The organism is Pelagibacterium montanilacus (assembly GCF_003992665.1).
GTDB classification, from domain to species: Bacteria; Pseudomonadota; Alphaproteobacteria; order Rhizobiales; family Devosiaceae; genus Pelagibacterium; species Pelagibacterium montanilacus.
Window position 1 is genome coordinate 87,065 of sequence record NZ_RZMX01000001.1, and the last position, 12,069, is coordinate 99,133.

The 12,069-nt window shown below is 64.3% G+C and carries 13 protein-coding genes; 10 read left to right on the forward strand and 3 right to left on the reverse strand.

The annotated features are described in order from the left end of the window. Positions 1-121: 121 nt before the first annotated feature. Positions 122-820, forward strand: a complete 699-nt coding sequence (locus tag EO136_RS00430) for an SDR family NAD(P)-dependent oxidoreductase (RefSeq protein ID WP_127142494.1) — start codon at positions 122-124, stop codon at positions 818-820. A 9-nt stretch (positions 821-829) separates the two neighbouring features. On the opposite strand, the gene EO136_RS00435 is transcribed toward EO136_RS00430, so the two are convergent. The 3 genes from EO136_RS00435 to EO136_RS00445 all read right to left on the reverse strand — a co-directional run bounded on the left by EO136_RS00435 (position 830) and on the right by EO136_RS00445 (position 2,451). Next, positions 830-1,588: a hypothetical protein gene (locus tag EO136_RS00435; protein WP_127142496.1), complete on the reverse strand. Its 759-nt coding sequence runs from the start codon at positions 1,586-1,588 to the stop codon at positions 830-832. 190 nt (positions 1,589-1,778) lie between these two features. Beyond that, the gene (locus EO136_RS00440) at positions 1,779-2,159 is read right to left on the reverse strand and encodes a cell division protein ZapA (protein WP_127142498.1); all 381 of its coding nucleotides are present in this window, start codon (positions 2,157-2,159) and stop codon (positions 1,779-1,781) included. Between the two features lie 4 nt (positions 2,160-2,163). After that, positions 2,164-2,451 carry a DUF4164 family protein gene (locus tag EO136_RS00445; RefSeq protein WP_164730370.1) on the reverse strand — a complete coding sequence of 96 codons (288 nt, stop codon included), beginning with the start codon at positions 2,449-2,451 and terminating at the stop codon, positions 2,164-2,166. Between the two features lie 147 nt (positions 2,452-2,598). Between EO136_RS00445 and tkt the strand changes: the two genes are divergently transcribed. From tkt to EO136_RS00490, 9 genes are all read left to right on the forward strand, one after another. After that, on the forward strand, positions 2,599-4,659 hold the full coding sequence (tkt, locus tag EO136_RS00450; protein ID WP_281280362.1) for a transketolase: 2,061 nt from the start codon (positions 2,599-2,601) through the stop codon (positions 4,657-4,659). Between the two features lie 62 nt (positions 4,660-4,721). Continuing rightward, positions 4,722-5,729, forward strand: a complete 1,008-nt coding sequence (gap, locus tag EO136_RS00455; protein WP_127142503.1) for a type I glyceraldehyde-3-phosphate dehydrogenase — start codon at positions 4,722-4,724, stop codon at positions 5,727-5,729. After that, entirely contained in the window at positions 5,672-6,280 is a 609-nt protein-coding gene (locus EO136_RS00460; protein ID WP_127142504.1) for a putative glycolipid-binding domain-containing protein, read from the forward strand. The genes gap and EO136_RS00460 overlap by 58 nt, the downstream gene beginning before the upstream one ends. Positions 6,281-6,379: 99 nt before the next feature. Then, a complete protein-coding gene (locus EO136_RS00465) occupies positions 6,380-7,591 on the forward strand; it encodes a phosphoglycerate kinase (RefSeq protein WP_127142505.1) in 1,212 nt (403 codons plus the stop codon). Between the two features lie 138 nt (positions 7,592-7,729). Continuing rightward, positions 7,730-8,752 (forward strand): class I fructose-bisphosphate aldolase, encoded by a 1,023-nt coding sequence (locus EO136_RS00470; protein WP_127142506.1) that lies wholly within the window; start codon positions 7,730-7,732, stop codon positions 8,750-8,752. Between the two features lie 139 nt (positions 8,753-8,891). Continuing rightward, entirely contained in the window at positions 8,892-9,443 is a 552-nt protein-coding gene (locus tag EO136_RS00475) for a thiamine phosphate synthase (RefSeq protein WP_127142507.1), read from the forward strand. Further along, positions 9,440-10,471 carry a tetratricopeptide repeat protein gene (locus EO136_RS00480; protein WP_127142508.1) on the forward strand — a complete coding sequence of 344 codons (1,032 nt, stop codon included), beginning with the start codon at positions 9,440-9,442 and terminating at the stop codon, positions 10,469-10,471. The genes EO136_RS00475 and EO136_RS00480 overlap by 4 nt, the downstream gene beginning before the upstream one ends. 113 nt (positions 10,472-10,584) lie before the next feature. Further along, complete coding sequence (efp, locus tag EO136_RS00485) at positions 10,585-11,148, forward strand: elongation factor P (RefSeq protein ID WP_127142509.1); 564 nt, start codon at positions 10,585-10,587, stop codon at positions 11,146-11,148. Between the two features lie 90 nt (positions 11,149-11,238). Next, entirely contained in the window at positions 11,239-12,030 is a 792-nt protein-coding gene (locus tag EO136_RS00490; RefSeq protein WP_127142510.1) for an inositol monophosphatase family protein, read from the forward strand. Positions 12,031-12,069 lie beyond the last annotated feature (39 nt).

Here is a 12,069-nt window from a genome sequence, read left to right on the forward strand (position 1 = left end):
ACCATTATCCCGACGATATCGGCCTGTCAACTCGAGGCGGCAGGGGATCGGACGAAGCGCGCCGTGTTGATCCGGGACGCGGCCCGAAGCGTTCTCAAAAGGCCGTACACCGGAGAACACAATGACCGAAACCACACCGGACATCGCGGTCATCTTCGGGGCGACAGGCGGGATTGGAGCGGCTCTCACCCGCCGGATCACGGCGTCTGGGCACTACGGATCAGTCTTGGAGCTCGGACGAACGACAAAGCCCGGCTTCGATCTCACCGACGAGGCGTCCATCGCTGCCGCACTGTCCGCTGTAGCCGAGAAAGGGTCCATTCGGCTCGCCCTCGACGCCACGGGTTATCTTCACGACTCCCGATCCGGCCCGGAAAAGTCACTGCGCGATATCGACCCCGAGGCGATGGCCCGGTCCTTTGCGCTCAACGCGATCGGGCCGGCCCTACTTTTCAAGCACCTCGTTCCCTTGCTGCCGCGCCAGGGGCGAACCGTGCTCGCGACGCTCTCTGCGCGGGTGGGGAGCATTTCCGACAACAGGATGGGCGGCTGGTACGCCTATCGGGCCTCCAAGGCGGCGCTCAACCAGATCACGCGGTCAGCCGCCATCGAGATCGCGCGCAAACGGCCCGAGGCGATCTGCGTCGCCCTGCATCCGGGGACCGTGGATACCGGCCTCTCCCGACCGTTCGCGCGGGACGGGCTCGAGGTTCAGTCCCCCGACGACGCCGCTGAGCGGCTTATGGCCGTCATCGACGGATTGACCCCCGCCGACACCGGCGGCTTTTTCGATCACAAGGGCCTCCCCGTGCCCTGGTAGGGAATGCGCTCAAGCCCGCTGGGCGACAACCGCTCTCTCACGAGCCTGCTCGGAGGCGACGAGTGCGATTCCGACCGAGGTCCACTGCCTGGCGAAGTGGTCGACCAACGCGCATAAAAAGACTGAGAGCCCAATGATCTCAAGGCTTTCCTCGACTACCATGGACATGATGTAACCCAGGCTCTCTTTCCCGCGCGTCTCCTCCATGAGCCCGCCGATCATTTCGACCCCAAGCGCGCCGCCCAGATAGAGCCCGCCGGCGGCCACGAACAGCATCGCCGAACGGCGCGGCAGGCGCAAAAGGAATGGCAGGAAATAGAGCCCCAGAGCAGCCACCCCGATCAGCCCGGGGACCACCCAAGCGTAATGGAACACGCCCGAAAGCCCCAGTCCGTTGCGCACCGGCATCATCAGCGATTCATGGATGGAAACCGATTCATCGATCGCCATGACGACGAACCCGATCCCCAGGATCAGCCAATGGGTGCCATCGCCACCGCGCTCGCGTCGCGATTTCGCGCCGATCACGAGAATGATCGCGGCGCAGGCCAGCATGACGAGGCTGGAGTAATAAGCGGGCAGAGACAGCTCGGCGTCGAGCCAGATATGGCGCAGATCCTTAAGGGCTGTGCCGTTCCCGATGTTCCAGATCACCACCTCCCGGACGATTCCGAGCCCGATGATGATCGCCGACGCCACGCAGACCCAACGGCCGATTGCGGCAAGATCGATCGTTATGGCACCCCCGCCGTGCGAATTGCCGCGCATGTTCACCTCCTGCCGATGTGCGCGCCCGCCTGGGACCGTCAGGTCCGGGCGTATCCGCGCGTGTTCGATCAGGAATTCATAGAAAATTAACGCCTGGGGGGAAACGCAAGCATGTCCGCATGGTAAACGGCGGCTCCGCTCCTGCCCATTCGGCAGCAGGGACAAGCAATGTGCGGCAAGGAGGGAGGGTTCAGTTCGCCGGGCCGTCCCGGCCTGCCCCGTCGATCGCGGTGGCGATGGATTCGATGCGCCGGGCGACGTCACCGAGCTTGCTCGCAAACTGGGATTCCATGCCCTCGGCTTCGGCGGCCACATCCTGGCCGGCCCGGGTGACGCTCTGGAGCTCGTCCTTGAGCTCGCCGAGCTTGCGTTCGGCTTCGGCAAGTTCGTCCACGATGGCGATCCCGGCCATGACCGTGAGCCTGTTGTCCCCGATCTCGCCGAAGGCGCCCTTGAACTCGTCGATGTAGCGGTTGAATCGAGCGGCAAGGCCCGAGAGATGGGTTTCCTGCCCGTCCTCGCATGCCATGCGATATTTGCGGCCGTTAATTTCGACGCTGACTTCAGCCAATGGGCTAGCTCCTGGTTTCGATCGCGGTTTTCACGGTCTCCATGACGTCCACGAGCCGGCGCGAGACGTGTTCGCTGGCCTCGTCGAGCCGATCAGCCCGCGCCATGGCCTTGTCGAGATCGCCTGCGATCCTGTCGCGCTCGGAATTGGCCTTGCGCGCTTCCTCCTCGAGCCGGGCGGTGCTGCGCGTGCGGCTGGCGAGCCGACGCACGCTGGCCTCCAGCCGGTCCATCGCCGCATCAAGGCGGGACACCGCCGCGCCGAAGCTCTCATCTCTGCCCGACGTGCTCACCCCAGACACCCTCGAATCCGTTTTTTCCCTGCCGCCCACAATAACCTCAAACACCTCCAACATGGCAAGCGTGGGGCAGCGACCGATCCGCCGCGCCCCCGGGCACGGCCGAGCCGCCTCGACATTGACTCGAAAGGCGGGTCTGATATGTGTCTGGCTCGCCAACTGAACCGGCGTGTTTCTGCCGCAAATCCTTCAGTCAGACCAACCGGAAACCGGGATCTTTCGATGACAGACAAAGCCAAACACGACGCCATGGCCAACGCGATCCGGGCGCTGTCGATGGATGCAGTGCAGGCCGCCAATTCGGGCCATCCGGGCCTGCCGATGGGCGCAGCCGATATCGCGACGGTCCTGTTTTCGAAAGTGATGAAGTTCGACCCCAAGGACCCGCACTGGCCCGATCGCGACCGTTTCGTGCTCTCGGCGGGACACGGCTCGATGCTGCTCTACTCGTCGCTCTATCTTCTCGGCTACGAGGATATGACGCTCGAGGACATCAAGAATTTCCGCCAGGTTGGCTTTAAGACCGCCGGGCACCCCGAATACGGCCACGCCGACGGGATCGAGACCACGACCGGCCCGCTCGGCCAGGGGCTGGGCAATGCCGTGGGCATGGCGATCGCCGAAGCGCGCCTGGCTGCTGAGTTCGGCTCCGAACTGGTCGATCACCACACCTATGTGATCGCCGGTGACGGGTGCCTGATGGAAGGCATTTCCCAGGAATCGATTTCGCTTGCCGGTCATCTGGCGCTCAACAAGCTGGTCGTGATCTGGGACAACAACGACATCACAATCGATGGCAAGGTTTCGCTCGCCGATTCCACCGACCAGCTCAAGCGCTTCGCCGCCTGCGGCTGGAACACCCTCGAGATCGACGGGCACGACGCCGAAGCGATCGAAAAGGCGCTCGAGAAGGCAAAAGAGTCCGACAAGCCGACCCTGATTTCCGCCAAGACCACCATCGGCTTCGGATCGCCCAACAAGGCCGGCACCAACAAGGTCCACGGCTCCCCGCTGGGCGATGACGAGATCGCCGCCACGCGCGAGAAACTCGGCTGGGCCCATCCTGCCTTCGAGATTCCCGAAGAGATCATGGATGCCTGGCGTCTGGCCGGCAATCGGGGCACCAAGGCCCGGACCGAATGGAGCCGGCGACTGGCCGCGGCGGAAGCCGATATTCGGAGCGAGTTCGAGCGCCGGATGCGCGGCGAGTTGCCGCTGGGCCTGCAGGCCGCTCTCGATGGTTACAAGAAGAAGCTGGCTGAAGAAAAGCCCAAGCTGGCCTCCCGCGCGTCCTCGCAGAACGCGCTTGAGGTCATCAACGGCGCCGTGCCCGAGACCCTCGCCGGCTCGGCCGATCTGACCGGTTCCAACAACACCAAGACGTCCCAGACCAACGCCTTCCAAGCGCCTGACTACAAGGGTCGCTACGTCCATTACGGCATCCGCGAGCACGGCATGGCCGCGGCGATGAACGGCATTGCGCTTCACGGGGGGCTTTACCCCTATGGCGGCACGTTCATGTGCTTTTCCGACTATTGCCGCCCCTCGATCCGGCTTGCCGCGCTGATGGGCATCCGCGTCGGGTTCGTGATGACCCACGATTCCATCGGGCTTGGCGAGGACGGCCCGACACACCAGCCGGTTGAGCACCTGGCCGCGCTGCGCGCCATTCCCAACCTCTTCGTCTTCCGGCCGGCCGATGCCATGGAAGCGGCCGAGTGCTGGGAAATCGCCCTGAGCTCGCCCAAGACACCCTCGCTTCTGGCTCTCTCGCGCCAGGGTCTGCCGGCTGTGCGCGATCAGTTCTCCAAGGAGAACTTGTGCGCCCGTGGCGCCTACACCATCTGGGGTGATGCGGACGCCGAGGCGGTCATCTTCGCGTCTGGATCCGAAGTCCAGATCGCGCTCGATGCGGCCAAGGCCCTGTCGTCCGAAGGCATTTCCGCCCGCTGCGTCTCTGTTCCCTCGTTCGAGCTCTTTGCGGCCCAGAGCGACGATTACAAGCGCTCGGTGTTCGGTTCGGCAAAGGCTCGGGTCGCTGTCGAGGCGGCTGTGCAGATGGGCTGGGACCGGTTCCTGGGCGCCACCGGCCGGTTTGTGGGCATGAACGGGTTCGGCGCATCGGGCAAGATCGAGGATCTCTACCCCCATTTCGGGATTACCGCCGACGCGGTGGTCGAGGCCGCCAAGGCCCAACTCTAGATTTCAACAAGGGGTGCGAGGCGCACCCCTTTTTCGTCCTTTCCGCTTAAAGGAGCACTTTCATGACCGTTCGCGTTGCGATCAATGGGTTTGGCCGCATCGGCCGCAATGTCTTGCGCGCCATCATCGAAAGCGGCCGCACCGATATCGAGGTGGTCGCGATCAACGATCTGGGTCCGGTCGAGACCAATGCGCACATGGTCCGCTACGACAGCGTTCACGGCCGGTTCCCCGGCACGGTGACCGTAGACGGCGATACCATCGACGTGGGCCGCGGACCGATCAAGGTTACGGCCGAGCGCAACCCGGCCGACCTGCCGCACAAGGCCATGGGCGTGGATATCGTCATGGAATGCACGGGCATCTTCACCTCCAAGGAGAAGGCCTCCGCGCACCTGACGGCGGGCGCCCGCAAGGTGATTGTCTCTGCCCCCGCCGAAGGCGCGGACCTGACCGTCGTTTACGGGGTCAACCACGACAAGCTCTCCTCCGAGCACATGGTCATCTCGAACGCCTCGTGCACGACCAACTGCCTGGCGCCAGTCGCCTATGTGCTCAACGAAGCCGTGGGCATCGAAAAGGGCTTCATGACCACGATCCACTCTTATACCGGCGACCAGCCCACGCTGGACACCATGCACAAGGATCTCTACCGCGGTCGTGCAGCTGCGCTCTCGATGATCCCGACGACGACCGGTGCGGCAAAGGCCGTCGGCCTCGTCTTGCCCGAACTCAACGGCAAGCTGGACGGCACCTCGATCCGCGTGCCCACGCCCAATGTCTCGGTGGTCGACTTCAAGTTCATCGCCAAAAAGGCGACCTCGGTCGAAGAGATCAACGCCGCCATCAAGAGCGCTGCGGACGGTCGGCTCAAGGGCATCCTCGGCTACACCGACGAGAAGCTGGTGTCCACGGACTTCAACCATGACCCGCACTCCTCGGTCTTCCACATGGACCAGACCAAGGTCATGGAGGGCACGTTCGTGCGCATCTTGTCCTGGTACGACAACGAATGGGGCTTTTCCAACCGCATGAGCGACACCGCCGTCGCCTTAGGCAAGCTGCTCTGACCGCATTCGAGACCCGGACCTTGCGTTGGAGGCCGCTCACCGGGAGCGGCCTCGAGCACGTGCGGATTTATCATTGGAATAGTGGCGTCAAGATCTTCGGCACGCTGATCGGGGAGACTGACGAGACCCCCTTCGGCCTCTCCTACGAGATCAACCTCGCCCTCGACTGGTCGTTCGAGGCCTTGCTGGTACAAACAGATACCGGCACCATGGAACACCTGAGGCGCGATCCTGACGGCGACTGGCACGGCTGGCGCGATCCCTTGCCCGAACTCGCCGCCTGTACCGATATCGACCTTTCCGGCTCGCCCCTCACCAATACCTTGCCCATACGGCGTGTCACCGATTGGCAGGTGGGCATCCCGCGTCACTTCTCTATGGCCTATGTCGACCTGCCCCGCCTCTCGTTCCGGCCCCACCGCCAGATTTACACCTGGCTCGGCGAGAACCGCTATCGGTACCAGAATGCCGATGAAAGCTTTTCCGCCGACCTGACCGTGGACGACGCGGGGTTTGTGGTCGATTATCCGCCGCTGTTCAAGCGCGCCTGAACCGCGCACGCCCTTTTCCTTGCAAACCAGTTCTGGTACCGCATTGAAGGTTCCGCCATGCCTTGCGCGGGACTGTGATTATCGTCAGGAGACACAGCAATGACGGCCACGTTCAAGACCATTGATGATTACGAGCTGGACGGGAAACGAGTGCTGGTGCGTGTCGACCTCAACCTGCCGGTCAAGGACGGCAAGGTGACCGACGCCACCCGCATCGAGCGCGTGGCCCATACCATCCAGGAGATCGCCAACAAGGGCGGGCTCCCGATCCTTCTCGCCCATTTCGGCCGCCCAAAGGGCAAGGCCGATCCGGACATGAGCCTGTCGGTGGTCGTTGAGGATCTGGCCCGCATCGTGGGCAAGCCGGTCCATTTCGCACCGACCGACTGGACCGATCTCAAGCCAGCCAAGGCAGTGATCGAGAGCGCGGAGCCAGGCTCGGTGGTTCTGCTCGAGAACACGCGCTTTCATCCCGGCGAGGAAACCAACGATCCTGATCTCATCGCGCGCATGGCCGGGCTCGGGGACATCTACGTCAACGACGCCTTCTCGGCCGCCCACCGCGCCCATGCCTCCACCGAAGGCATAGCGCGCGCCCTGCCCTGCTGCGCGGGCCGCGCCATGCAGGCCGAGCTCGAAGCGCTCGAGGCGGGGCTGGGCAACCCCACCAAGCCGGTGATAGCCATTGTGGGCGGGGCAAAGGTCTCCACCAAGATCGACCTTCTGGAAAACCTCGTGACCCGGGTCGAGGCGCTGGTGATCGGCGGCGGCATGGCCAATACATTCATCTACGCGCTGGGCTATGATGTGGGCAAATCACTGTGCGAACGTGATCTCAAGGAGACCGCGCTGCGCATCATGGACAAGGCCGAAGACGCCCGCTGCGCGATCATCCTGCCGATTGACGGCGTCGTGGGCTGGCACTTCGAGGCCAATACGCCCTCGCGGACCTACGGGCTCGACGCCATCGACAAGGACGGTATGGTGCTCGACGCCGGCGCGCAGTCGATCGAAAAGATCAAGACCGCCATCAACGAGGCCCGGACCGTGGTGTGGAACGGGCCTTTGGGGGCCTTCGAGCTTCCGCCTTTCGACACGGCGACGGTTGAAGTTGCCCGGCACGCTGCCGAGCGCACCCGCAAGGGCCAGCTCGTCTCGGTCGCCGGAGGCGGGGACACGGTCGCTGCCCTCGCCCATGCGGGCGTCAAGGACGACTTCACCTACGTCTCCACGGCTGGTGGGGCGTTCCTTGAATGGATGGAAGGCAAGCCCCTTCCGGGCGTACAAGCGCTGATGACCGCGCCCGACTGACAAGGTGCACGATCGGCGAGCGGTTCCATGCCTCCGCCTCATCAATTGGTCGACTACCCGAACGTCTAATCGATCGGGCGTGTCCAATCGGGCATAATCGGGACGATTCCGACCCATGTCCAAAGGACCGATCGTCTCATGCCCAATCTCGCTCAAATCGCGCAGCAGCTCGTAGCGACAGGAAAAGGCATTCTCGCCGCCGATGAGTCGACAGGGACGATCAAGAAGCGGTTCGACACGATCGGGCTCGAGAGCACCGAGACCTCGCGCCGCGATTATCGCGAGATGCTGTTCGGCGCCAAAGAGGCGATGAGCCAATATATTTCGGGGGTGATCCTTTTCGACGAAACCCTGCGGCAGTCGGCATCGGACGGCACCCCGTTCGTCGAAATGCTTCGGGCCAACAACTGCCTGCCGGGCATCAAGGTCGACATGGGCGCCAAGCCCCTGCCGGGCCATGAAGGCGAGACGGTAACCGAAGGGCTCGACGGGTTGCGCGACCGGCTGGCCGAATACCGCGAGCTGGGCGCCACCTTCGCAAAATGGCGCGGTGTGATCGCCATCGGCGAGAAGGGGCCGACCCGAGCCTCGATCCACGCCAACGCACACGCATTGGCGCGTTACGCCGCGCTCTGCCAGGAAGCGGGCATCGTTCCCATCGTCGAGCCCGAAGTGCTCGCGGATGGCAAGCCGGGCAACCACACTATCGAGGTCTGCGAGACCGTGACGGGCGAGACGCTTGCGGACGTCTTTGAGCAGTTGCGCATTGCCGGCGTTGATCTCTCGGGCATCATTCTCAAGCCCAACATGGTCATCCCCGGCATCAACGGCCCGACAGTGAGCGTCGAGGACGTTGCCGAGCGTACCGTCCGCACGCTCAAGGCCACCGTGCCGGCCACCGTTCCGGGCATCGCCTTCCTTTCCGGCGGGCAGACTTGCGAGCAGGCCAGCGCCAACCTGTCGGCCATGCACAAGATCGGCGGTCTGCCCTGGGCCCTGACGTTCTCCTACGGCCGTGCCCTGCAGGCCGAAGCGCTCGCTGCCTGGGGCGGCAAGGCCGAGAACGTCGCCGCCGCTCAGAAGGCCTTCGTGCACCGCGCCCGGATGAATTCGCTCGCCTCACAGGGGCTGTGGGAAGCGGACGTCGACCGCGCAGCCTGATTTTCGGACCGCGGCGCTGGCAGCGCGTTATCTGCCTGCACGTCTTCCCATGAACTTGCGGACGCTGTAACCATGCAGCGTCCCTTTTTTGTCAAACTTCCCAGCCATTGGGGAGCGGTATGACGACCCCGGCGAGTTCATGGACCACCAGATCTTTATCATAGCGCCCCACACCACCGATGGGGCCGGCCTCAAGGCGATGTTCGAAGCCACCGGCGCACCGTCCATGGTGGCTGCCGTGCTGATCGCGCGCGGCCCGCTCGAGGAGCCGGCCTACCGCCAACATGCCGAGACGCTCGTGCCTGCGATCCAGGAGCACGGCGCCGCGGCGCTGCTCGACAATGCGCCTGATCTCGTGCGCGCACTCGGCGCCGACGGTGTGCATGTGACGACGGGGCTCAAGGCACTGACCGCGGCAATTGCCAGCCTCAAGCCTGATTTTGTGGTGGGCACCGGAGACATCGGCTCGCGCCACGAAGCCATGGTCCGGGGCGAGACCGAGGTGGACTATCTGCTCTTTGGGGACCGGGCAGAGGATGACGGCTACGAGATGGCCAGCTGGTGGAGCGAAACCTTCGAGGTCCCCTCGGTCTGGCTGAGCGCCGACCCTGCCGACCCACGCAACGAGACGATCGGCACCGAATTCGTCGGGCGCCATGCGGCGGCGTCGCCCGAGGGGTCGGGCCAATGAGGCCGCACGGCCTGCTTGCAGCCCTGCTCGCGCTCGTCTCCGGGACGGCGGGCATGGCGCAGAACCCGGCCCAGATGGACGAGGCGATGGACATCTCGCGCATGCTGCTCAATCCGCCCGCGGGCGTGGACGCGGCGTTCGGCGCATTCCAGCGCGGCTATTACCTCACGGCCCTCGAGCTGGCCACGCCGCGCGCCCAGGAGGGCGATGCCGCGGCCCAGACCCTGATCGGGGAAATCTACGCCAACGGGCTGGGCGTGGCCCAGGATATCCCCCGCGCCATAAGCTGGTACGCGCAGGCCGACGAGAACGGCGATATCCAGGCCAGCTTTCAGCTCGCCCTGATCTACCAGTTCGGCGAAGGCCAGCTGCGCAACCGCCAGAGGGCGGCTGATCTGTTCAGAAAGGCCGCTGAAGGGGGGCATATGGCCGCCAAATACAATCTGGGCCTGCTCCATGTGGAAGGCGCCTATGCAGAACCCAGCCTGCAACGGGCAGCCCAATTGATCGGGGAAGCTGCCGAGGCGCGGCTGCCCGAGGCCATGTATGACTACGCCATCATGCTTCAGGAGGGAGCAGGCGTTCCCCCGGATACGGCCCAGGCCCTCAACCTTCTCGAGGAAGCGGCCTCGCTGGGACTGGTGGAAGCCCAGGTCGAGTTTGCGACCATGCTCTATATGGGCGTGAGTGGGGAACGCGATCCGGAAGGCGCGGCGCTCTGGTATCGAACCGCCGCAAGTTCGGGCAATCCCGTGGCCCAGGTACGCTACGCGATCATGCTGCTCGCCGGCGAGGGCGTCGAGCGCGATCCGGAGACCGCCGCCATGTACAGGACGCTTGCGCGCAACCAGGGACTCTCGCTGCCCCAGCTCGAAACCCTGATCGCCGAGGCCGAACCCGATATGGTTGCCCGGGGCGAGGAGCGGGCCCGCTTCTGGCCGGGCGAGCCGCCGCAGGCGGCCACCTCGCGGCCGGGGCTGGTCTCTGACAACGACGGCCCGCTCGGCGTGATCGACGGCCTCTTGTAGTCCGGACTTGAACGCCGACGCGTTCTGGGGCACAAGCCAGCCCGGTATTCCCCTTTCATCGGACGCGCGATCGGCAAAGGCGCGTTGCGAACCGACAGACAGAAGCACACCAGATGAAGATCAACGGCAACGAAATCCGGCCCGGCAACGTGATCATGCACAAGGACCAGCTCTGGGTCGCGGTCAAGGTCGACCACGTCAAGCCCGGCAAGGGCGGAGCCTACGCGCAGGTCGAACTCAAGTCCATCCTCGGCAGCACCAAGCTCAATGAGCGCTTCCGCTCGGCCGAGACCGTCGAGCGCGTCAGCCTCGAGCAGCGCGACTTCCAATACCTTTACCAGCAGGGCGAGATGCTGGTGTTCATGAACACCGAAAGCTACGAGCAGATCGAACTGGCCGCCGATTTCGTCGGAGAGCGCTCCGTCTTCCTTCAGGACGGGATGATGGTCACCGTCGAGATGCACAACGACACTCCGCTCGGCGTGCAGCTTCCCTCCCAGGTCACCCTTGAGGTCACCGAGACCGAGCCGGTGGTCAAGGGCCAGACGGCGGCGAACTCGTTCAAGCCTGCCATCCTCGAGAACGGTGCCAAGGTCATGGTTCCACCCTTCGTGGCCGCCGGCCAGAAGATTGTGGTTGCAACCGAAGACGTGACCTACGTCCGCCGCGCCGACTAGTGCGCTCTGGGGCTCACACCCCCTGATTGCGCGCAACCCCCCGATCCCCGGGCCAATCGTCGGCCAGGGTCGACCAAGGAAAGAGTTCTCATGGCCCGTTCGGCGCTCCTCAACGTCATGGTCAATGCCGCTCTGAAAGCCGGACGCGGGCTGATCCGCGACTTCGGTGAAGTCGAAAACCTGCAGGTCTCGCGTAAGGGGCCGGCCGATTTCGTTTCCGTAGCCGACAAGCGCGCCGAAAAAGTCGTCATGGACGAACTGATGCGCGCGCGCCCCACCTATTCACTGCTCATGGAAGAGGGCGGCGAGGTCAAGGGCACCGACGGGATGCACCGCTGGATCGTTGACCCGCTCGACGGGACCACCAATTTCCTGCACGCCATTCCCATATTCGCCGTTGCCATCGCCCTTGAACGACAAGGTGAAATCGTGGCCTCGGTCGTCTTCAACCCGGTGATGGACGAGCTGTTCACCGCCGAAAAGGGCAATGGGGCCTGGCTCAACAACCGCCGGCTGCGCATGGCGTCGCGCCGGCATCTCTCGGAAGCCGTGATCAGCACAGGCATCAAGCTGACGGGGAAATCGTCCGACCCCGACGCGATGCGCCAGCTCGCCTCGATCACCCCGGCCGTGGCCGGCATTAGGCGCTCGGGCTCGGTCGCGATCGACATGGCGTGGCTGGCCGCCGGGCGGTTCGACGGGCTGTTCGAGGACAGGCTCGCCCCCTGGGACGTGGCACCTGGACTGGCGCTGGTGCGCGAGGCCGGCGGCTTTGTCACCGACTATGCCGGACAGACCAATATGATGGACAAGGGCGAACTGGTCGCGGGCAACGAGCACCTCCAGCCCGCGCTGCTCAAGGCCATCCAGTCCGTCAAGTAACGGCAACACAAGCAAAATACCCTCGGTCAGGTCATTGTC

Bases quoted from the DNA above. Each gene is read 5' to 3' on its own strand.
- tkt (WP_281280362.1), top strand. From the start codon at position 2,599: ATGTGTCTGGCTCGCCAACTGAACCGGCGTGTTTCTGCCGCAAATCCT.
- EO136_RS00470 (WP_127142506.1), top strand. From the start codon at position 7,730: ATGCCCAATCTCGCTCAAATCGCGCAGCAGCTCGTAGCGACAGGAAAA.
- EO136_RS00465 (WP_127142505.1), top strand. From the start codon at position 6,380: ATGACGGCCACGTTCAAGACCATTGATGATTACGAGCTGGACGGGAAA.
- EO136_RS00430 (WP_127142494.1), top strand. From the start codon at position 122: ATGACCGAAACCACACCGGACATCGCGGTCATCTTCGGGGCGACAGGC.
- EO136_RS00460 (WP_127142504.1), top strand. From the start codon at position 5,672: ATGGGGCTTTTCCAACCGCATGAGCGACACCGCCGTCGCCTTAGGCAA.
- gap (WP_127142503.1), top strand. From the start codon at position 4,722: ATGACCGTTCGCGTTGCGATCAATGGGTTTGGCCGCATCGGCCGCAAT.
- EO136_RS00490 (WP_127142510.1), top strand. From the start codon at position 11,239: ATGGCCCGTTCGGCGCTCCTCAACGTCATGGTCAATGCCGCTCTGAAA.
- EO136_RS00475 (WP_127142507.1), top strand. From the start codon at position 8,892: ATGGACCACCAGATCTTTATCATAGCGCCCCACACCACCGATGGGGCC.
- efp (WP_127142509.1), top strand. From the start codon at position 10,585: ATGAAGATCAACGGCAACGAAATCCGGCCCGGCAACGTGATCATGCAC.
- EO136_RS00435 (WP_127142496.1), bottom strand. From the start codon at position 1,588: ATGCGCGGCAATTCGCACGGCGGGGGTGCCATAACGATCGATCTTGCC.
- EO136_RS00480 (WP_127142508.1), top strand. From the start codon at position 9,440: ATGAGGCCGCACGGCCTGCTTGCAGCCCTGCTCGCGCTCGTCTCCGGG.